22 protein-coding genes and 2 pseudogenes are annotated in these 19,429 nt (G+C 38.1%); 8 read left to right on the forward strand and 16 right to left on the reverse strand.

Annotated elements, in window-relative coordinates:
- From TY21_RS06850 to TY21_RS06860, 3 genes are all read right to left on the reverse strand, one after another.
- On the reverse strand, positions 1–180 hold the full coding sequence (locus tag TY21_RS06850; RefSeq protein WP_042241591.1) for a hypothetical protein: 180 nt from the start codon (positions 178–180) through the stop codon (positions 1–3).
- Between the two features lie 6 nt (positions 181–186).
- Positions 187–579 (reverse strand): hypothetical protein, encoded by a 393-nt coding sequence (locus TY21_RS06855; RefSeq protein ID WP_042241594.1) that lies wholly within the window; start codon positions 577–579, stop codon positions 187–189.
- A gap of 444 nt (positions 580–1,023) precedes the next feature.
- Positions 1,024–1,956, reverse strand: a complete 933-nt coding sequence (locus TY21_RS06860; protein WP_042241597.1) for an IS630 family transposase — start codon at positions 1,954–1,956, stop codon at positions 1,024–1,026.
- 75 nt (positions 1,957–2,031) lie between these two features.
- Here TY21_RS06860 and TY21_RS06865 point away from each other — a divergent pair, with 75 nt between their 5' ends.
- The 3 genes and pseudogenes from TY21_RS06865 to TY21_RS06875 all read left to right on the forward strand — a co-directional run bounded on the left by TY21_RS06865 (position 2,032) and on the right by TY21_RS06875 (position 3,811).
- Complete coding sequence (locus tag TY21_RS06865) at positions 2,032–2,400, forward strand: IS630 transposase-related protein (protein WP_130589601.1); 369 nt, start codon at positions 2,032–2,034, stop codon at positions 2,398–2,400.
- Positions 2,391–2,879: pseudogene (locus tag TY21_RS11035) on the forward strand (IS630 family transposase); the annotation flags it as partial. The gene TY21_RS06865 and the pseudogene TY21_RS11035, both read left to right, overlap by 10 nt.
- A gap of 278 nt (positions 2,880–3,157) precedes the next feature.
- Positions 3,158–3,811 carry a hypothetical protein gene (locus TY21_RS06875; protein WP_052354545.1) on the forward strand — a complete coding sequence of 218 codons (654 nt, stop codon included), beginning with the start codon at positions 3,158–3,160 and terminating at the stop codon, positions 3,809–3,811.
- A 39-nt stretch (positions 3,812–3,850) separates the two neighbouring features.
- On the opposite strand, the gene pdxT is transcribed toward TY21_RS06875, so the two are convergent.
- From pdxT to TY21_RS06905, 6 genes are all read right to left on the reverse strand, one after another.
- The gene (gene pdxT / locus TY21_RS06880; RefSeq protein ID WP_042241569.1) at positions 3,851–4,429 is read right to left on the reverse strand and encodes a pyridoxal 5'-phosphate synthase glutaminase subunit PdxT; all 579 of its coding nucleotides are present in this window, start codon (positions 4,427–4,429) and stop codon (positions 3,851–3,853) included.
- Positions 4,430–5,335 (reverse strand): pyridoxal 5'-phosphate synthase lyase subunit PdxS, encoded by a 906-nt coding sequence (gene pdxS / locus TY21_RS06885; RefSeq protein WP_039383328.1) that lies wholly within the window; start codon positions 5,333–5,335, stop codon positions 4,430–4,432. It abuts the gene before it with no gap.
- 187 nt (positions 5,336–5,522) lie between these two features.
- Positions 5,523–6,272 (reverse strand): DUF3820 family protein, encoded by a 750-nt coding sequence (locus TY21_RS06890; RefSeq protein ID WP_042241572.1) that lies wholly within the window; start codon positions 6,270–6,272, stop codon positions 5,523–5,525.
- A complete protein-coding gene (yihA, locus tag TY21_RS06895; RefSeq protein ID WP_052354546.1) occupies positions 6,269–6,889 on the reverse strand; it encodes a ribosome biogenesis GTP-binding protein YihA/YsxC in 621 nt (206 codons plus the stop codon). The genes TY21_RS06890 and yihA overlap by 4 nt, the downstream gene beginning before the upstream one ends.
- Positions 6,886–7,305, reverse strand: coding sequence for a tRNA (adenosine(37)-N6)-threonylcarbamoyltransferase complex ATPase subunit type 1 TsaE (tsaE, locus tag TY21_RS06900; protein ID WP_039383324.1), 420 nt, complete (start codon positions 7,303–7,305; stop codon positions 6,886–6,888). Before tsaE ends, yihA begins: the two co-directional genes overlap by 4 nt.
- A 2-nt stretch (positions 7,306–7,307) precedes the next feature.
- A complete protein-coding gene (locus tag TY21_RS06905) occupies positions 7,308–8,030 on the reverse strand; it encodes a DUF2709 domain-containing protein (protein WP_039383323.1) in 723 nt (240 codons plus the stop codon).
- Between the two features lie 116 nt (positions 8,031–8,146).
- Between TY21_RS06905 and TY21_RS06910 the strand changes: the two genes are divergently transcribed.
- The 4 genes from TY21_RS06910 to TY21_RS06925 all read left to right on the forward strand — a co-directional run bounded on the left by TY21_RS06910 (position 8,147) and on the right by TY21_RS06925 (position 12,853).
- Positions 8,147–9,226, forward strand: coding sequence for a Glu/Leu/Phe/Val dehydrogenase family protein (locus TY21_RS06910; RefSeq protein ID WP_042241576.1), 1,080 nt, complete (start codon positions 8,147–8,149; stop codon positions 9,224–9,226).
- A gap of 18 nt (positions 9,227–9,244) precedes the next feature.
- The gene (argS, locus tag TY21_RS06915) at positions 9,245–11,011 is read left to right on the forward strand and encodes an arginine--tRNA ligase (RefSeq protein ID WP_042241579.1); all 1,767 of its coding nucleotides are present in this window, start codon (positions 9,245–9,247) and stop codon (positions 11,009–11,011) included.
- A 343-nt stretch (positions 11,012–11,354) separates the two neighbouring features.
- Complete coding sequence (locus TY21_RS06920) at positions 11,355–11,570, forward strand: hypothetical protein (protein WP_130589603.1); 216 nt, start codon at positions 11,355–11,357, stop codon at positions 11,568–11,570.
- 5 nt (positions 11,571–11,575) lie between these two features.
- Entirely contained in the window at positions 11,576–12,853 is a 1,278-nt protein-coding gene (locus tag TY21_RS06925; protein ID WP_130589604.1) for an IS66 family transposase, read from the forward strand.
- A 162-nt stretch (positions 12,854–13,015) separates the two neighbouring features.
- On the opposite strand, the gene TY21_RS06930 is transcribed toward TY21_RS06925, so the two are convergent.
- The 7 genes and pseudogenes from TY21_RS06930 to TY21_RS06950 all read right to left on the reverse strand — a co-directional run bounded on the left by TY21_RS06930 (position 13,016) and on the right by TY21_RS06950 (position 18,042).
- Positions 13,016–14,797: a hypothetical protein gene (locus TY21_RS06930; protein WP_130589605.1), complete on the reverse strand. Its 1,782-nt coding sequence runs from the start codon at positions 14,795–14,797 to the stop codon at positions 13,016–13,018.
- Positions 14,798–14,999: 202 nt separating this feature from the next.
- Positions 15,000–15,572, reverse strand: a complete 573-nt coding sequence (locus TY21_RS06935) for a hypothetical protein (protein ID WP_042243831.1) — start codon at positions 15,570–15,572, stop codon at positions 15,000–15,002.
- Positions 15,573–15,588: 16 nt separating this feature from the next.
- Positions 15,589–15,756, reverse strand: coding sequence for a hypothetical protein (locus tag TY21_RS11040; protein ID WP_158623040.1), 168 nt, complete (start codon positions 15,754–15,756; stop codon positions 15,589–15,591).
- 99 nt (positions 15,757–15,855) lie between these two features.
- Positions 15,856–16,677 (reverse strand): hypothetical protein, encoded by an 822-nt coding sequence (locus TY21_RS06940; RefSeq protein ID WP_042243825.1) that lies wholly within the window; start codon positions 16,675–16,677, stop codon positions 15,856–15,858.
- Positions 16,678–17,101: 424 nt separating this feature from the next.
- Positions 17,102–17,275, reverse strand: coding sequence for a hypothetical protein (locus TY21_RS11045; protein WP_158623041.1), 174 nt, complete (start codon positions 17,273–17,275; stop codon positions 17,102–17,104).
- 3 nt (positions 17,276–17,278) lie between these two features.
- Positions 17,279–17,617, reverse strand: a pseudogene (locus tag TY21_RS06945) (hypothetical protein); the annotation flags it as partial.
- Between the two features lie 209 nt (positions 17,618–17,826).
- Positions 17,827–18,042: a transposase gene (locus TY21_RS06950; protein WP_042243817.1), complete on the reverse strand. Its 216-nt coding sequence runs from the start codon at positions 18,040–18,042 to the stop codon at positions 17,827–17,829.
- A 265-nt stretch (positions 18,043–18,307) separates the two neighbouring features.
- Here TY21_RS06950 and TY21_RS06955 point away from each other — a divergent pair, with 265 nt between their 5' ends.
- Positions 18,308–19,369: a hypothetical protein gene (locus tag TY21_RS06955; RefSeq protein ID WP_042243814.1), complete on the forward strand. Its 1,062-nt coding sequence runs from the start codon at positions 18,308–18,310 to the stop codon at positions 19,367–19,369.
- The last annotated feature ends 60 nt before the right edge of the window (positions 19,370–19,429 follow it).

Genomic DNA, 19,429 nt, shown 5'->3' on the forward strand with positions numbered 1-19,429 from the left:
TTAAAAAAGCAAGTCAAACGAATTCGTATCCTTATCACCGGGGGTATCGGCTAACTTGTTAAGCAAAGAGCAAGCTACTGTGCCTTGTAATTGATAGCTAGATGTAGAAGGTTTTTGCTGAGCTTTGGGCCGACCAGGCGTAGCATGCTTTTGAGTTGCTATAACTTGAGTTTCTATCATCTGTATCTATTTAAGTCTTTTTGCAAACTTATCTAATTGACGCTTAGCATCTTTTGAACATAAAAACTCTTGCTGCATGAGCTTAGTAAAGGCTTTGGCTTCTTTTTCAGTGTCCTTAAGATAATGCTTGGATAAAGTAGGGCATTCTCTTTGATAGGTCACTTGGCTAGAGATGACTACCCATCTTTGTTCAACGCCTGCATAGCAAGAGGTACTCTCAAAAGCTTGATAGCCTTCTACTATCTCTACAGTTTTGTCGTAAGGCACTTCAAATATGAGTTCTTTGGCCTCTTTGATTGGCAGGGGCATACGCGTGACAAATAAGCTTTGTTCTCTTTTAAAGGCTTGCAAGGTAGCTAGAGTATAAAGAGCAATACCTTCTACTATATAGTTCAACATGATTCAAAGCATTTTCGCCCTGAGAAAAGACTGTAAGAGCTTTTTTTTAAATGCTATATTTTCTTTACAAGTCAATCATTGCAAAGCTCTTAATTTCTTGCAAAGTTTACTATGAAACCAAACAAGTTAGATAACCAATAGGGCCACCTTTTTAAATTCTGCTTTAGCGGCGAACTCAATCAAATCATTCTCTTATTTAAGCTATCTTAAGTTGATTGTAGGGAAGCAGCTAGAGGAAGAATTTGATAAGGTGTTTGTAGAAAAACAGGCCAACCAGCTAATCCTGTAAGGTTAGTTGTAGGGTTCCTTACCTTGTAACATATTACGGGGAGCACTAATAGTTTACACTTTTTCAAGCAACATATCTAGGATGGCAGCCCTTGACAAAGTTCTGGATGACATAAGGCTGTTTTTGCCTCATTTTAAGGTGGCTATTTAGCAGTTTTACCATCTGTGCTTTAGTATGAAGTCATTGCTTCCCAATGTGGGATTTTCATCTTGATTTAAAAATTCATCGGGATTTAGTTCTGGGCAATAACTTGGCAAATAGTACAAGCGAATATGCTCCTTGTTTTTTGTGAGCCAATTCTTAACTATTTTTGATTTGTGAGCACGATGCTGGTCAACGATCAAAAACACTTTCCTGTCACATTGTCGAATTATCCTTTTGAGAAATTTAAGAAAAATTTCAGATGTAAAATTCTCGTGAAACACCATAAAATTTAATTTTCCTAAATTAGTAAGAGCGGATATCATATTGCAAGAAAATCGATTTCCTGTTCGCTTCACAACTGGAGTTTTTCCCTTCAAACCATATGTTCTTCCCACGTTGTGGTCCGATCTTAAACCCATCTCATCACCCCAATAGATTGTTGCATTTTCTTTTTTAGATAGCTTTTGGATCGATGGATATTCAATTTTAAACCATTCTTCAATAGCTTTGGGGTTCTGTTCAATCGCACGGCGTGCAGGCTTTTGAGGGGAAAACCCCCAAGTTGCTAAATATCTTCCCACAGTCCACTTGGAAAGCTTAATGTTAAATTTATTCCATATTAGAAGCCCAACAGATTCACGGGTCCATAAGAAAAAAGGCAGCGACAATTGATCTGGGCAAGAATTCTTAATAAAATTCACTATTTGAGCACTTTGCCATGGTTGCAGCTTAGTACCTTTTGGACGCCCTCGCTTATGAATTTTTAACCCTTGTTTACCTGATTCAGAATGCTTTTTTATCCAGTTATAGACGGCTTGACGGCTTACTCCCAAATGTTTGGAGATCTCAGTAGTATTTTTACCATTTAAAAACAGATCTACAGCTTTATGCCGAAGCTGTTGCTGAATGACTGGGGGTAATAAACGAGCATCTGAATATTTCATATGCTTTAAATATAGTTTTAAAGGTATAGTTATTTGAATTCTATTTTTCTAAGGATATATGTATAATCAATTGGCATGGTATATTCACACGATTTAAGAAAAAAAGCTTTGAATTATATAGAGAATGGCGGCTCAATGGCCACAGCTAGTGGGGTGTTTGGCGTAACAGTTCGCACGTTAACAAACTGGATTAAGCGGAAAAAACAAGGTTGCCTAGCTCCTAAAAAAAGACGGCAGAGCCCCAGTAAAATTGATAGTGAAAAGCTAAAATTATATATAAAACAAACTCCGGACGCATACCTTAGAGAAATAGCTGAGGCATTCGGAGTGACAATAACTGCAGTTTTTTATGCCTGTAAAAGACTGAAAATCACTTTAAAAAAAAGACACCCTTCTACAAGGAAAGAGATGAGAATAAGCGAGAAGAATTTAGACAAAAACTAGAAAATATTCCGGAAGAAAATAGGATTTACATAGATGAAAGCGGGATAAATGCCTACTTACAGCGCCAACATGCAAGAGCACCTATAGGAGAAAAGATTTATGGTGCTATAGCAGGTCGTTCATTTGCTAGAGAAAGCTTTATAGCAGCTAAATGCAAGTCTAAAATTTTAGCTCCTTTTTGTTATACAGGTACTTGTAATTCTCTTTTGTTTAACTTTTGGCTAGAAAAAATATTGATACCCGAACTTAAAGCAGGGCAAGTTCTGATTATGGATAATGCTACCTTCCATAAATCGCAAACCACTCATGAGCTTATCAAAAAAGCAGAGTGTGAGATTTTATTTTTACCGCCTTATTCTCCAGATTTAAATACTATTGAAACCTTTTGGGCTAATTTTAAGAAGATTGTAGCAGCAAACTTAAGTAAGTTTTCTACTCTTGCTCAAACCATTGATTACTCTTTTTTAAGTATATGTTAATGAACAGAAATTTAAAATTCAAACCACTATACTTGGTGGATGGAAAGGTTTCATTACCCCTTTTCAACCTTAGAAAACCTTTAAAATTTTTTCAAACGATGAAGAAGGATTGAAATAAATAAATTCTCTTTGATAATTTTAAAAGTAATAAAAAAGGGCTGCATGTATTTTAATAAATTTTGAGCCCTGGCATTCCTGTTGATGCTGAAAAAAATTCGTTTTCATAAAGTTCATTAAAAAACATAACCCTTTAAAATCATTGAAGAAAGGAGGAAAAAATGAAAACTAAAGGCACATGCACTACCTGCGGCAAAACCTATAGTCCCAGCAAAGGAAGCGCTCATTTACTTGGGTGTGCTTTAAAATCTTTACAACCTTCTCAATCGACACCGGAGGGATATTTACTTCGCATCTCATGGGCAGAAGAGCCCGGTCTTTATTGGATGTTTGTCGCTATTCCCCAGAACACTTCCTTAGGATCTCTAGATGCGTTTTTAAGGACTTCATGGTTAGAATGCTGCGGACATCTTAGCGAGTTTACTATTGGCAGACGACATTACATGTCTCATACTGAATCTGGCAAACTTAGCCCCTCTATGAATCATCCAATCGGCAAAATTCTATCTCCAGGCTTAGAGTTTACCTACATTTATGATATGGGATCTTCTACTGAACTCGATATACAAGTCACGGAAAAGCTTGCCGCCTGCCCTCAAAAAGAAATTTCAATTCTTATGCGAAATGATCCTCCTGCTTTTCTATGCGAAGCATGTAATCAAGCGGCTGATATCATTTGCTCTTTATGCGGTTCAAAGCTGTGTGCCAAGTGCAGTACAAGCCACCCCTGTGCTATCGATGAAAAAGATACTTATATGCTTATGCCGCTGGTTAATTCCCCACGCGCAGGCGTATGTGGTTATACAGGAGAATAAAAGGCCACTAGAGGTTAAATTTATCTGGTAATTTCATAACTAATGACTTTTTATCAGAGAGATAAAATACTTATGAATAGCTGTACTCTGGGTCAGTTCAGGATGAAAAGTCGCTCCCAAATGCATTCCTTGCTTTACCAGCACGGCTTCTCCTTGATAAGTCGATAAAACCTCAACCTCCTTACCATACTGATGAATGCGTGGTGCTCTAATAAAGGCTGCAGCCACATCCTCAGCTTGAGAAGAACTCAAGTTAGCTTTTAGATTGGCAATAAAGGACTCATACTGACGGCCAAAGGCATTACGCTCTACAGAAACATTTATAATGCCTAAGGGCTGCATAGGGTCGGCAATTATTTCGTGGGACATCAAGATAAGCCCTGCGCATGTACCAAAAAGAGGCCTTAGCTGGGCAAATTGCTTTAAAGGATAAGACATTTGAATGAAATCAATTTGACGTTTTATAGTGGTGGATTCTCCTCCTGGAATAATCAACCCATGGCACCTACTTAAATCCTCAGGCTTGCGCACCGCGACAGCTTTCACATTTAAAGAATGCACCATATCTATATGCTTAGAAAAAGCACCTTGTAGCGCCAAAACACCAATAGTGGTCATTTACCATCCTCTTTGGGCCAACAAATCTTCTTTTCTTATCTGTTGAATATCCAGTCCTTTCATAGCACTTAGCAGGCCCATAGAAATTTTTGCTAACATCTCGGGATCATTGTAGTAAGTAGCCGCGCCTACAATTGCTTTTGCTCTTTGGGAAGGATCCTCTGATTTAAAAATACCCGAACCTACGAATACACTCTCAGCCCCCAGTTGCATCATTAGGGCCGCATCAGCTGGATTAGCTATCCCACCGGCAGCAAAATTAGGAACTGGCAGTTTACCTTTTTCAGCCACTTGTTTAACGAGATGGTAAGGGGCTCCTAAGCGTTTAGCTTCAGCCATCAGCTCGCTATTATCCATGGTGGTCAGCACGCGCATCTCCCGGTTAAGGGTGCGCAAATGGCGAACAGCCTCAACAATATTTCCTGTGCCAGCTTCACCTTTAGTACGTATCATAGCAGCGCCTTCTCCTATGCGGCGAAGAGCTTCTCCTAAATGACGGCAGCCGCAGACAAAAGGGATCCGAAACGCATGTTTATCAATATGATTTTCTTCATCAGCAGGCGTTAACACCTCACTTTCATCAATAAAATCCACAAATAGGGCTTCAAGAATTTGAGCTTCTACAAAATGCCCAATGCGGCACTTAGCCATTACGGGAATGGAAACCGCTTCTTGAATTTTATGGATAAGCTCAGGCCCTGACATTCTAGCTACACCGCCTTGCGCCCGGATATCTGCTGGAATACGCTCTAAGGCCATCACAGCAACCGCCCCTGCATCCTCTGCAATTTTTGCTTGCTCTGGCGTGGTAACGTCCATAATAACGCCCCCTTTTAACATTTCTGCCAGCCCTACTTTGACTGCAAAAGAACCAGTTCCTGGATGAGCATTGCCATTTTTCAACATACAAGTGAACTCCATAGTAAAATTTCGAGTGACTTTTGAGAAGCTTTAAGCCAGATTTTATCTGTTTGCCTGCATTTAAGCAAATAAGGAAATAGACTTTTCAATAGATCTTTAGTATTTTTCAAAAAAAAGCGGAATCATTAAAGCTATTGAAATTTAAATGCACCCTTTCTATCTCCTTTTAATTTTATAGTTCGCTAAAAGGATTGGCGGCCTGGCCAAAAGTATTTCCTTTCTTACGGCGCTTAATTTCAGAGCGGATAGAAAACAACAAATCTTGGTCAAAATCTTTATTAGCTGCCCACAAAAGAAACTGAAGCGGCACTTCGGTAATAGGCCTTCCTTTATGTTTACCTAAGGGCATAATCTTCATTGAAACAGGGCGAGAGAGAAGGTCGAAAACTTGCTCAACCGTTTTATAAGGCTTTACCAAGTATTTAAATACATCCATATTTACAACCACATCGTTCATGGCACGATGAGCGCCTTCTTCTTGAATATTAAAATGTTTACGCAGCTGTTCAAGGGAATTAATGGGACTCTCACCATAGTGACGCGCTAAACGCAGAGTATCAATATATCGATTGTGTTGGATATGACAAGGAATGTTAGCCCGAGCTGCAGAAGCAGCAATGACTTCCATATCAAACTTAATTCCATGTCCTACTAAAATATCATTACTAACGAATTTGAGAAACTCCGGAAGGTACTCATTAATTTTAGGCTTTCCTTGCACCATCTGCGGCACAATATGATGAATAGCAATCGATGTTTCAGGAATTTCACATTCAGGGTCAATTAAGGATTCACACTGCGCTAAAACTTGCTCTACAGTAAATCGTACAGCCGCTACTTCAATAATACGATCGCTTTGTGGATCTAATCCAGTAGTTTCACAGTCTAAGCAAACAAACGTTTGCGTATGTAATGGCTTCATGCTAGTTCATCCTCTATTGCTTCTGTCAGCATTTTTTGTAATTCTTTACGGCCCACATTTTTAGTTGCTGAATAAAAAAGATGGTGGATATTATCGATGCCAAAAGCTTTTAAAATTTTATCTGCATTAGCTTTTTTTTCATTGGTTGAGATTTTATCTACTTTAGTAAAAACAAGGATCATAGCTTTTTGATAATGAATTACCCATTCCAAGAAGCGCCGATCGTCCTCATTAGGCATGCGACGAATGTCAAAAAGAAAAAGAATTAATTTAAGTGGTTCTCTTTCCTTTAGATAGCGCTCTACCATCGGCCCCCATAATTTTCTGGTGGAAAGAGGGACTTGAGCATATCCATAGCCGGGTAAATCCACAAATACTAATTTTTCATCGATTACAAAGAAATTCAGCGCTTGAGTTTTACCCGGTACAGAGGAAGTTTTTACTAGACCTTTGCTACCAAATAAATGGTTAAGCAAGCTAGATTTACCTACGTTAGAGCGCCCAGCCACCGCTACTTCAGGAAGTAAATTTCCTCCATCATCTTTAAGGATGGGATAATCTTTAGGCCCCATAGCTGTTTTTATAAAACGTGCCTTAGCAAATGCATAAGCATTCATGAATCTATCCTTATGATACGCGTACTTTCGCTCTCATGCAACAATGTAATTTTAAGACAAGAAGGAGGTAACAAAGGGGCTATCTTCTCTGACCATTCAATACAGCATATTCCCCCCGCAAAAAGCATATCCTCAAATCCCATGCTCAAAAATTCATCTGCATCGCGCAAGCGATAAAGATCGAAATGATAAACAGTACGATGGCCTTTATAGATATTTAGATAGACAAAAGTGGGACTGTTAACTTGCTGAGGGGTTATGCCAGCGGCTCCTGCTGCCAATCCTTTAACAAAAGTGGTTTTGCCAGCTCCTAATTCTCCAAATAAACAAACAATACTGCCATTAGGCAGCTGGCTACCTAAGTCATACCCTTGATTTATAGTTTGTTCTACGGTATGACAAGTATGAAGATTCATTCCTATTCAAGCCACTGAGCTACAGAAGAGGAAAATTCTTCAAATTCAGCCAAAGCTTCTACAAAACTTGCAATTTTATCTTCCACAAGCTGACTCTGAATAAATTCTAAAAAATGCTCTTCTAATTGAAAGCGATTTTGATTTTGCACTTCCATTAAAGATAAACGTTTGAGATAATGTTGTTTAAAATCTTTGATCACAGCTTCTTTTGTATTAAACAATTTACCACTTAAGACTGACGAATAAACGACTTTAGTGATAGGTTCTTTAGGTTTAAATTTAGCAGCATAGCTTTTAATTACCTCGGGATCATCAGAAATAAAGAAACGTTTTACCCGCAAACCGTTAACTCTTTCCGTATTTTCTGGGCATTTAGAGACCCAATCATAAATAGCATCTTGTGGATTAGGATGAGTATTATCTCCAAATACTTTTCCGGTAAAAGGACAAATGTAAATCTTTTTAGTTTGCTCATTTACACTCAAATTACTAAAACCTATCTTGATTTCAGTTTCGTGCCACAATTGGTGTTGTTGTTCAACATACTTGACGGCATCCTCTGCACTTTGGTAGATTATCTTGTCTTTTGGAAATAGGACAGGGCGTAGGTTAAATTTTTTTTCTACGTAAAAGAGATATGTAGTCACTAGCTCAGCAGATTGATTCTCTTTTAAAAACTGTTCTAGTTCGCTTTTTATCTCTTCTGTTATAACAGTTTGAGCCATCCGGAACCTCTGTAAAGGGAATAATTAAGTATAAATATTTTAATTTATTGCTGGGCTAAGGATAGCTATTAGAGTATTATTAATCAACTCATTTTGAAAAACACCGGGAGGACTAGATGGTGCAAATAAAGGAAGTAAAAATTGATGGATATAAAAAAGTAATCGAGGCTACTGATCCTAGCTCTCACTTACACTGTATGATTGCTATCCATGATACCTCTCTTGGTCCTTCATTAGGAGGTACACGTATTTATCCTTACGCTTCCTCGCAAGAGGCTTTGAAAGATGTTTTATTACTTGCTAAAGCCATGACAAGGAAATCTGCTGTAGCCGAACTTGGCACGGGCGGAGGCAAAAGTGTCATCCTCGCAGATCCTTATCAGCAAAAAACAGAAAAACTTCTATTAGCTTTTGCAGAAGTGGTGCATTCTCTTCAAGGAGATTATATAGCCGCCGAAGATGTAGGCTCAGATACAAAAGACATGGCCATTATCCGTCAAAAAACCCCTTACGTTGCCGCCTTACCTACCCATACTAGCAGCGGCGATCCCAGCCCCTTCACCGCCTGGGGAGTCTATCGAGGTATCCAAGCTGTAGCTCAAAAACTATGGGGAACACCTTCCGTGGCTAATAAAAAAATTCTTGTTCAAGGATTAGGACAAGTCGGTAGCAAGCTTGCCAATATTTTATTTTGGGAAGGTGCTCAGTTGATTCTTTGCGAAGCCAACGAAGCCCGCCTTGAAGAGCATGCTGCTCCTATGGGAGCAAAAACCGTAGGACTCTATGACTATATTCATACAGAATGCGACATTTTCGCACCTTGCGCCATGGGAGGAGTAATTACTGAAGAAATCGTTCCTCATTTAAAATGTAAGGCTATCGCCGGTGCAGCAAACAATCAATTAGCCTCGCCGCTAGTAGGAGAAATGCTTTTGGAAAAAAGAATTTTATATGCGCCTGATTATGTGATTAATGCGGGAGGCTTGATTAATGCTACAGCAGAATTTAATGCAGGAGGCTACAATGCTACTGCAGCACGCGATAAGGTCAATCATATTTACTACCTTCTTCTTAAGCTTTTTGATAAAGCTGAAAAAGAACATAAACCTACGGCATTTGTTGCGGACGAAATTGCTCAGTACAATCTAACAAATTTAATCGGTCAAAGAAAAAAACCTATCGACTTTAAACATTAACAATAATTAAGTAATTTCATGTCAAAACAAATGCTCATCGACCATCTAAACAAAGAATTTAAAAAGGCGACTATTTCAGCTTTTCCACATTTAGCTAGCACTCCAGATTTATCTATAGAAATTACTCTAAGTACCCAAGATAAATTTGGACACTATCAATTCAACTCTGCCATGAAGCTCTGTAAAATTCTTCAAAAAAGCCCACGCGAAGTGGCTCAAGCTATTGTACAAAGTTTAAGTGTTTTGCCTAAAGAAAAAATTCCAGTTATTCATCATGTAGAAATTGCGGGGCCGGGTTTTATCAATATATTTATTCATCCCCTTTACCTATCTAGAAGTATTCAAGAGATCCTTGAAGACCCCATGTTAGGAGTTCCCCTACCTACTCAGCAGCGCATTGTTATTGACTTTTCGAGTCCTAATACTGCTAAGGAAATGCATGTAGGGCATCTGCGTTCTACCATTATCGGCGATTGTATCGCTCGTGTTTTGGAATTTTTGAGACACGAAGTTATACGGCTCAATCATATTGGAGATTGGGGAACTGCTTTTGGTATGCTGATAGCTTATATTAAAGAGACAGCTCCTCATGTATTACAAGCCAATAACGCTACTGACTTGTCCCAGCTGGTCAGCTGGTATAAAGCTTCTAAGCAAAAATTTGATAGCGATTTAGAGTTTAAACAAAGAGCTCAAAAAGAGGTTGTAGCCCTGCAAAGTGGGGATGCTCTCTCCAGAAAAGCTTGGGAGATGATTTGCCTTATTTCTGAGAAAGCTTATCAAGAGATTTATAATCTTCTCGAAGTAAAAATTCAAACGCGCGGAGAATCTTTTTATAATCCTCTTTTACCAGAAGTAGTTAAAGAGCTAGAAGATCTGGGTTTAGTTGAAATTTCTCAAGGCGCAAAATGCATTTTCTTAGAGGAATTTCGCAATCGTGAAGGCAATGCTATGCCCCTTATGATTCAAAAATCTGATGGAGGCTACAATTATGATACTACCGATATGGCAGCAATTAAACAAAGGATTTTTGAGGAAAAGGCAGACCGTATTATTATTGTGACTGATGCAGGCCAAAGTCTACACTTTCAAATGATTTTCAAAGTAGCTGAAAAAGCGGGATTTTTAAAGAAGAGAAAGGTGCAGCTCGATCATGTTCCATTTGGGCTAGTCTTAGGAAGTGATGGAAAAAAATTTCGTACGCGCTCTGGAGACACAGAAAAATTGATTGATCTGCTTCAAGCAGGCATTAAATATGCTAAAGAGATTTTAATTAAGCGAGATCCTACCTTAGAACCACAAGAGGCTGATCATATGGCCCGCATTCTAGGAATCGGCGCCATTAAATACGCCGATTTAGCTTGCCATCGCACTAGCGATTATACATTTAGTTACGAGCGCATGTTGAAATTTGAGGGCAATACTGCCGCCTATTTAATGTATTCTTATGTCAGAATAGCTAGCATCAAACGTAAAGTTAAATTCGAGTTAGAATTAATTAGAAACGTTACTCCCATTCTTTTGGAGCATCCTTCGGAAATAGCTTTAGCATTGCATTTGGAACAGTTTGGAGAAACGATCCATGCAGTTTCGCGTGATCTTTTACCCCACCGCTTAACAGATTACCTCTATACCCTAGCAGAAAAGTTTAATGCCTTTTTCCGTGATTGCCGTGTGGAAGGAGTACCTGAGCAAAATTCACGATTACTTTTATGTGAAACAACAGCACGCATTTTGAAAAAAGGCTTAAATTTATTAGGTGTACAAACAGTAGAAAAAATGTGATCTTCTTTAAAAATTAACAGGCAAGGTTTACTATTCATAAAGAATAAGGAAATAGGCTGGCAGTACTGTAAGCGGTCAAGGCGGTTGCCAGTTATTTCCTGATAAATAAAATTATTTCTAGAGTTTATATTTGCTTAATCATCAGCAATTCCCGCAAATAAAAATTTTAACGTTATTTACAAGTAAGAGGTTATCTTAAAACCCCTCTTTTAACGTAACAGTTCAGATACCCCCCCAACCAATGCCTGTTCACTTCAACGAAATGGCCATCAATAAATATTGATTCCCTTTAGTATGAGAGATTTGCTATTCTATAGACATGAATGCAGATAACCCAAATTTTATGCCCTCTATTTCCGGTAAAGATTTTGATGCTCTTCCAGCTGCCATTCGCACTTATATTCGCTATCTTGAAAAGATCATCGAACAGCAGCAATCTCAGATCCAACAGCAACAGGCTCAGATCCAACAACTGCAAGATCGTATTAGTAGCTTAGAAGATATCAACTCACAAAGAACAGTTCTAATAGCAACAAACCTCCTAGCAGTGATGGTTTGAAGCGGATGCCAAAAAGCCAACGTGGCTCATCAGGCAAAAAACCAGGTGCTCAACAAGGGCATGTTGGAAAAGGTCTTTTGCAGGTCGAAGAACCCGATTTCTTGGTGATTCATACACCCACAATGTGTCAAACATGCCAAACAACCCTTAGTGAAATCAAAGGTGCTTGTGTAGAAAGACGTCAGGTTTTTGAAATTCCTCCTTCTAAGTGTGAGGTGACAGAACATCGGGTGGAGGAGAAAAAATGCCCTTGCTGTGGAAAAAATAGTAGAGGAATATTTCCTGAAAACGTTAGAGGGCCTGTGCAATATGGCGAGAGAGTTCAAGCCCTGGCAGCTTACTTTGCCGATCAACATTTTATACCCGTGGACCGCGTCTGCGAAATTTTTGAGGATGTGTTTGATGTAGCTCTTTCACCTGGCACTTGTGTAAATATCGACAAAAAACTCTTTGAGAAACTTGAAACCTTTGAAAATAGTCTGAAAACATACTTGCTAGCCACACGCGTTTTACACTTTGATGAGACAGGCATCCGCTGTGAAAAAAAACTATCGTGGGTGCACGTAGCCTCTTCACCAAGGGCTACTTTATACACCCTGCATGCTAAGCGCGGGCAACAAGCCATGGATGAGGCAAACATTTTACCTCAATTTAAAAGTATAGCCATTCATGACCATTGGCTTCCTTACTTTTCTTATGAACAAATGTTGCATGGATTGTGCAATGCGCATCATTTGAGAGAATTGACGTTTATGCATGAGGAAAAGCAGGAAATGTGGGCAAAACAAATGAAAGAATTACTGCTTTTTGCCCAGCAAGAAGTAGAAAAACATGTAAATCAAGAAGCTCTACCTCCAAAGCTTTTACAAGACATTGAGCAGGCTTATAAACAGAAAATTATTGATGGGCTTACCTATCATTCTAGCCTGCCTGCATTGCCAAAAGGTAAAAGAGGTAAGCAAAGGCAACGGGAAGGTAAAAACCTTCTGGACCGTCTAAAAGAAAAGCGAGAGTGCGTGTTGCGGTTCATGTACGATTTTGCCGTACCCTTTACCAATAACCAAGGCGAACAAGACATTCGTATGGTTAAGTTAAAGCAAAAGATATCGGGTTGTTTCCGTAAGCCTAAAGGAGGGCAGATTTTTTGCCGCATCCGCAGCTACATTTCTACGGCACGCAAACAAGGCTGGAATGTCTGGGATGCCTTGGCAGATGCCATCCGAGGCAGCCCTCGTCTATTAGCCATAGATCGACAGGCCAACTTGCAAGAAGCCATTACCTAGCTTCTATTCCATTCAAACGTTCCTGAATAAAAAAAGGGGTATCTGAACTGTTACAATTTTTAGACGGTTTTTTTAATTTTTGTTCTATACCAATACCGAGGCCTCCATCAGAATTTAATGCCAATTCTATTAATATTCTTTAATTTACTATTTATGAGTATGTTATGGTAGCTGCTCAGCTTCTCTTTCTATCTGCTGTTTTTCTTTTTCTGAAAGGAAATCCGTCATGACATACTCTATGAAATGCCTGATTTGTTTTAATTTCTCTTCCAGGCTTAATCCCTCTATTGGTATAGAGATATCTTTAACAAATGTAAAATTTACAGATTTCCAAACCTGAATCGGATCTGACTTTTTGATTGGGTAAGTTGCTTCTTCGCCAGCAATAGCTGCTAAATAGTAGCCCTCTCCAAATTCAATTACACTGGTAGTAACTCCTACCGCACTGTCCTTTAATGCAAGTAAGTATCCATCCTTATTTTCATTTGTAAAGAAAGCTATACTAAATAGAAAATTTAAAGGTCCTAGTAGATACCAATCTACATCTTCGTAAACATTATCCACACAATTTGCTACAATTTTTGTGATTTTTTCGTTACATCCTAATTTGAACGTTTGGGAAGGCTGGGAGTAATAAGGAGAAGGGTGATCGGGAATAGGAGCTAGCCCACGCCAAGGCGTAGCTTTATTCCCATAGTTAACTTGAAGCCCGCATATACCACCAGCGTAATAATCTATAATAGCGCTAATTTGTGTAATTTTTCCATATATTTTGAAATAAGGCATATCGTCAAAGCTGCTTGTAGTAGGTTGCTCATAATTGCCTCTTAAAGTAAAGCTACGAGGCATACTATAGCTGGTAACGATATCTACAATGCTTGTGGTTTCATGCTTTAGAAATGCAAGGATTTTTTTTTCTTTTTCTAATAGAAAAGCAAAATGCCTATCTTGGGTAATTATAACTAAATTGAAGACAGAAATCACTTTTTTGATCATGATCTCCAAGTTGCTTTTCATTAAATCACTATAAGCATTCATCGTGTTTACATAGGCTGTACAAACCTCTTTAGCTATATCTTTTGTATCTTCAGCTGAAATCTGAGTGTTTATTTGATTTTTCCCTTTGCCGCTAAGCATTAGTTCTATCTTTTTCTTAGTACTATCAGATAAAAAAGTAAGAAAATCTTGCTCAGATTCTTGAATCTTTTTCCTAGTTTCCTCTATCCTCTTCTTAAAGGCTTCAGTGTAGTCATCTAGAATGGATTCAAACGTTTCTTTAGCAACTTCGCTTTTTCTGTCTTTAATAAATTGATCAAAATTTTTTAGCTGATGACGTACTTTTTCGGAAATAGCATCTCTAGGTAAAAGACCATAGGCCGTAGAAAGATAATAATCGAGCTTATCAATAGCTTTTAAATATTGGCTTCTATAAGCTTCAGTCAGTCGCCTCTTACTAAAGTACAGCTCCTTTGTTTGTTGAAAAATGGTGATAGAGTAATTATCTATTCCTTGTAGCGTGTGAGCTTTTGCTTGCTCTAATTTCTGTGAACAAAAACTCTTGATTTCTTCTTGGCTCTTTTTTTCTTCTTCCACTAGCTTAATGACCCTATCTAAGGTCTCTTTCTTGGCCAAATCTTCTTTGACTTGATTAATTAACTCTTTGGATACACCTGAGATAATTTTTTCTCTTATTTCTCTAACAGAAGATTGGTATTTTTCTAAATGAGGCAGGCAACACCCTTCAGACTCTTTCTTTAAATCTTCTTCAAACGCTGGCAAGCTTCCTTTAAGAGCGAAAGCTAGTTTTTTTTCTTCTACGCTTACTAGAGGCTCTCCTGGATATGATTGCTCAGCATGAAAAGATGATTCGTCAAATACATCTGGCGAAGAAAATAGGGGCCATTGAGTCATGCTTTTCCACTCACTTGCATTACTTACATGCATGGGACACCTCTTGTATGTCTTATTTAATAAACACTTGGAGTAGCGTTAGCTTTATCCTATACGCTTTCTAATTTTGTAATACTTTTCCAACCCCAACTTTCTATCCCTCTTTTTTTTAAAGTATTAATGTGTAGATTGAGGGTTAAGAAGAAATAAAGAAAGAAATCCAAGCATTCATTGAATGCTTGAATAGTTTTTTTTCTTATGCTAACAAGCATCTAACCGTATGATTATCTTCCTGTTTGCTTACCTCGTAGCTCTCATTTTGTGTGTTTGTAGGCATAGCGTTCCAAGCTGGTGGGTGCTGCATATTCCATGCAGGCTGCTGCATGCTCTCCCTAGGCATGGGGATGAAGCAAGAAGAATAGCTAGTCTTATCATCTGAGATGACATCTTGTTCTATTCTTTTTTGCATTTCTTCTTGCTCTTTTTCTTGCTCCTCTATTTCCTTCCTTAAGGCTTCTTCTCGAGCGGCAAAATTTTTATTAAATTCAGCTTCTTTTTGTTCTGAAACTCGAATACGCTCTCTTAATTCCTGTTCAAATTTAGTGGTCTCTTCTTGTAAAACAATATTACGGCTTTTTATATTAAGATCCGCTCGGTGCGCTTGCAGCTTTTTTTCCTCTTCTAACAGTTCTCCTACTGTCGCGATGACTTGAAGCCTACGTTCATAATTATCCTCAATCTCTTTCTTTGTTCTATGCATTGCTTGGTCAAATTTAGGATAGAGAGTATGTACGTTATATGAAGAACCATCTATTTGTTGTGTATTCATGCTAATCTCCTTGATTTTACATAAGCTGGCATTCAATAGGTCTGCCATATATATTAAGGCAGTGATAAACTAAAGTGCCTAAGTTGAGGGCAGATTCAGTCTGTCCTAGTGCTTCCGAAGTACGCTGGGGTATCCCTATTATTACATTTGCTCTTCTTTTTTTTCTTTCTGAACTAGCATTCACTTTCCTTGGAGCTATCCAATAAGCCTGATATAGCATGTTTCTGCGCTTCCAAAACGATTTTATCCTCCGCCCCCATTCCCTTGCGATTCTCAGTTTGTTTTACTTACTATCCAGTTCTCTCTTTCCATAATATCTAGTATGCTTTTTGTCTATCTCTTCAGACGCCACAATTTCTGCTTGCATTATTTGATCATATGTTTGAGCTTCTTCTTTTAGGTAGTGGCTATGCAGCTTTATAAAAATCTCTGCTTCAGTGTAGTGTGCTTGATGAATGACATCTAAACCTGCCTCTAAAATTTTTATACTTTTGACTCTCAGGTCAAAGGCCACGTCAATAAGCCCTCTTATTCTTTGATCTCTAAGCTCTAAATTTTTGGCTATTAACTCTTGATAAATTCTAACGGTTTTAGCCGTGGCTTCTTTTATATCGTTATTGAACTCTTTTAATAATTCATATCTTTTCAATTCTTCGTTGGAGAGATTTTCTTTGTTTATCATTTCTAAGACATAGGTAGCTAATCTTTCATCCACTTTGTGTGCTTGGTGGCTGAAAGCTTGTATTCTTTCCTTTGCCTCATAGGCCACTTCTTGGATATCCCCAATCGCGCTCTTGATTAAGGTATTCGCTTGCTCAAAGAAGCTGTCTAAAGATTGGATGCATATGTTTCCTCCATTAGCTGCATCTTCTATATACTTGGCACCTAACATTGACAATTGGTGGACAGATTGGCTGGCTAGTGCTAGCTCTTGGCGAGCTTGAGATAAGTGCTGAATTGATAAATTTGAAATTCTTGATAAAGGGCTTGAATTTCTACCAAAGAGAGAGGGCCCTGAAAAGGGAGAAGGCCCTGAAAGGGGGGAATGTCCTGAAAAAGGGGAAGGCCTTGATAAAGAACCTAAGTTACTGTTAAAAGGGGTCATTATATAAGCTCTCCTTATTTTTTAAACTGAACTAAGTTACCTACATTTCGACTCTTTAAACCTTAGCTGTATTGCTCAGCTTAGCCACTACATACCTATCAAATAAACAACTGTTGCTTATAACGATAATGTATATAAATTATTATCCTTATTCATGTCTACTTTTTTTAAAAAAATCATAATTATTCAGGTCTTTATTTGCTATGTAGTACTACTTCGTTAAATTTAAGGGGAATCAAAAAATAGCCTTTTAGATGAGCCGCGAATAGCTTGGCAAGAATGGCAAATGATAATGCAAAATAAGTTGTTGATTAACCTTCTTACTTGAGGTAGAGTCATCGAATTTTTTTTTCTTTTGTTCGATATTTCAGTAAGGTTAAGAAGCTTTAAGCCATAAAATATAGCGTCAGATGAGGGTGTAGCCCTAGCCATGAACGTCCTCAAAATGATCTAATCCTAACTCGTCTTTCATCTGTTGATAGCCTTGTTTGATTTTCCATCTTTCATGAATCCATTCCGTCATACGTGGAAGAGGAGTATCTTTTAAGGCATTGGAAACATAATATTTGTATTGATCATTTCCTAACTTTTCAATCACTAGCTATCTATCCGCATCTGATCGATAAAATGCCCCTGTGATCGTTTCTTTAACCCTTATAGCCGTTACTTCACTATATTTTTTCGATTTAAGGCTTAAAGTTGCTTTTTGCCACTTACTTCCTTGCTGTAACAGTTTTTTCAACCATTTCGTGGCACGCAAGAGCTTAAAGTTTCTATCGGCTACTTCTGAATATTTTCTCGGCCTACCTCTAGTGTTCTGCATAGAATTTAAAGGAATATCGCTAGGCCAAAAGCTATGATTTTCAGGAATTTGAGCTCCAAAGGTTAGCTGTCTTTTATCTAATTCTCCCAATAACTCTCGTTTTTCTCCATAATCGGCATCAAAAACAAGCGCTTCCTAGAGAAAGTTTTCCTGCAGAATACTATCTAAAAGATGCAAAGCAAGCTCCCATTTCTTTAAAAACTTGTACCTTGCCAGTGGAATTTTGGCTACCTGCATTCTTTTTTTGCTTTTTGTCCAGCATTGGGGAAGGAATCATTCACCTATGATAGGAAAATGCTCTTTGTCTTTTTCACAGTAATGCCAGGTTACGATTGATTGGCAAATTGTTGAATAGCTTGTTCATTTCCTCCAGGAAGCCTTTTTGCCATAGGCTCGATAGATTTCCTTTCCCCCTCCAATATTAATCCTGCTATGTACAATCTGCACCAGTGAACTCTTTCTGATCTTCCTGAGTTGGCTTTAAAAACATTAATCCATTCATTAACTTGTTCGCGAATAGAATTTAATTGCTCTAGATCCATTGCCCCCTCCTTAATTAATAAAACTTCCCTACATTAATATCAGAAAGACACTTAACGAGGTAGTACTGATTATTTTTTTTGCTGAGGAGTGTAGGATATAGAAAAGAATTATCTTAAAAAAGTAGACATGAATAAGAATAATAATTTATATCCATGTTCGTTAATAAGCGACAAGTGCCTATTTAATAGGCATACAGTGGCTAAGCGGCAAACTTTTAAAGAGTCCAACTTATGTAACTCAACTCCCTAAAAAAGGAAACTTATTATGGTAAACAATCTTAATAGTAACTCAAGCCTTTTATCACGGCCCTCCCCTTTGTCAGGTCCCTCTCCCTTTGGAAGGGCTGCAAGTCCTTTATCAAATGTATCGAATTTATCGCTACAAAACTTATCTCAAAATCGTCAAGAAGTGGATTTAGCTGGTCGCTCTGTTCAAAAAGTATCGTTGTTAGGTGCCAAATACATAGAAGATGCGGTTAACGGGGGAGCCTTAAGCGTCAAATCAGTTGAAACCTTTTTTGAACAGGCGGATGCTTTGATTAAAAGCAGGATAGGCGATATCCAAAAAGTAGCGGACGAAGCTAGGCAAAGAATAGAAACTTTTATGAGAAAAGCAGATGAGGCTGATACTAGGTTTGCCGAATTTGCTGTCCAGATGATGAAAATAGAATTGTCTCAAGAAAATCTTGAGAGATATCAAGTGTTAAAGCAAGTCAATATGGACTTGAAAAATGCTTACTCGGATACGACTAGAACTTATATGACACTGCAGAAAGAATTAGCTGGGATGGACGAGAGGTGGAAAGGAATTATTGAAGTGGCATTTGATGAGAGGATCAAAGGGATAAAAATTTTGGAAGCAGGTTTAGATGTTATTCACCAAGCTCAAAACCATGAAGTAGAAATTTTTATAAAACTACATAGCCAATACTTGAAAGAAGAAGCTCAAATTTATGATCAAATAATGCAAGCAGAAGTTTTTAACTCGGAAGAAAGAGATAAAGAGCATGCTAGACATATAAAAGAGAACGAATTAGATATCAAGCGAGACAAACTAAAATTTAAAAGAAGGGAAGCGGAAGATAGGGTAGCTTTGGAAGCAAAAAAAAATGCTTATGATCAGGCTTATCGCATGGCTCAAATGGAATTTAATGCTGGGATAGAAAAAGAAAAAATAAGAGTAAACGAAAGAATAGAAATGGCCAAACAAGCCTCTCAGCTACCCCAACCTTCCCCTAAGCCTAAGCCCTCTCCAGGACCTAATCTACCTCTTCCGTTGCCTATACCACCTTTACCTATTCCGTCTCCTGGTTGCCTTCTTATGTAAAAAAAATTTAAGGAACCTTAGGAAAGAAAATTCATTCAAGCATTCATTGAATGCTTGAAT

It is taken from the genome of Neochlamydia sp. S13 (assembly GCF_000648235.2).
In the GTDB taxonomy this organism is placed as follows: Bacteria; Chlamydiota; Chlamydiia; order Chlamydiales; family Parachlamydiaceae; genus Neochlamydia.

What these genes read in the sequence shown, in the direction of transcription:
- TY21_RS06850 (WP_042241591.1), bottom strand. Translation starts at nt 180, where the DNA reads ATGATAGAAACTCAAGTTATAGCAACTCAAAAGCATGCTACGCCTGGT.
- TY21_RS06855 (WP_042241594.1), bottom strand. Translation starts at nt 579, where the DNA reads ATGTTGAACTATATAGTAGAAGGTATTGCTCTTTATACTCTAGCTACC.
- TY21_RS06860 (WP_042241597.1), bottom strand. Translation starts at nt 1,956, where the DNA reads ATGAAATATTCAGATGCTCGTTTATTACCCCCAGTCATTCAGCAACAG.
- TY21_RS06865 (WP_130589601.1), top strand. Translation starts at nt 2,032, where the DNA reads ATGGTATATTCACACGATTTAAGAAAAAAAGCTTTGAATTATATAGAG.
- TY21_RS06875 (WP_052354545.1), top strand. Translation starts at nt 3,158, where the DNA reads ATGAAAACTAAAGGCACATGCACTACCTGCGGCAAAACCTATAGTCCC.
- pdxT (WP_042241569.1), bottom strand. Translation starts at nt 4,429, where the DNA reads ATGACCACTATTGGTGTTTTGGCGCTACAAGGTGCTTTTTCTAAGCAT.
- pdxS (WP_039383328.1), bottom strand. Translation starts at nt 5,335, where the DNA reads ATGTTGAAAAATGGCAATGCTCATCCAGGAACTGGTTCTTTTGCAGTC.
- TY21_RS06890 (WP_042241572.1), bottom strand. Translation starts at nt 6,272, where the DNA reads ATGAAGCCATTACATACGCAAACGTTTGTTTGCTTAGACTGTGAAACT.
- yihA (WP_052354546.1), bottom strand. Translation starts at nt 6,889, where the DNA reads ATGAATGCTTATGCATTTGCTAAGGCACGTTTTATAAAAACAGCTATG.
- tsaE (WP_039383324.1), bottom strand. Translation starts at nt 7,305, where the DNA reads ATGAATCTTCATACTTGTCATACCGTAGAACAAACTATAAATCAAGGG.
- TY21_RS06905 (WP_039383323.1), bottom strand. Translation starts at nt 8,030, where the DNA reads ATGGCTCAAACTGTTATAACAGAAGAGATAAAAAGCGAACTAGAACAG.
- TY21_RS06910 (WP_042241576.1), top strand. Translation starts at nt 8,147, where the DNA reads ATGGTGCAAATAAAGGAAGTAAAAATTGATGGATATAAAAAAGTAATC.
- argS (WP_042241579.1), top strand. Translation starts at nt 9,245, where the DNA reads ATGTCAAAACAAATGCTCATCGACCATCTAAACAAAGAATTTAAAAAG.
- TY21_RS06920 (WP_130589603.1), top strand. Translation starts at nt 11,355, where the DNA reads ATGCCCTCTATTTCCGGTAAAGATTTTGATGCTCTTCCAGCTGCCATT.
- TY21_RS06925 (WP_130589604.1), top strand. Translation starts at nt 11,576, where the DNA reads ATGCCAAAAAGCCAACGTGGCTCATCAGGCAAAAAACCAGGTGCTCAA.
- TY21_RS06930 (WP_130589605.1), bottom strand. Translation starts at nt 14,797, where the DNA reads ATGCATGTAAGTAATGCAAGTGAGTGGAAAAGCATGACTCAATGGCCC.
- TY21_RS06935 (WP_042243831.1), bottom strand. Translation starts at nt 15,572, where the DNA reads ATGAATACACAACAAATAGATGGTTCTTCATATAACGTACATACTCTC.
- TY21_RS06940 (WP_042243825.1), bottom strand. Translation starts at nt 16,677, where the DNA reads ATGACCCCTTTTAACAGTAACTTAGGTTCTTTATCAAGGCCTTCCCCT.
- TY21_RS06950 (WP_042243817.1), bottom strand. Translation starts at nt 18,042, where the DNA reads ATGGATCTAGAGCAATTAAATTCTATTCGCGAACAAGTTAATGAATGG.
- TY21_RS06955 (WP_042243814.1), top strand. Translation starts at nt 18,308, where the DNA reads ATGGTAAACAATCTTAATAGTAACTCAAGCCTTTTATCACGGCCCTCC.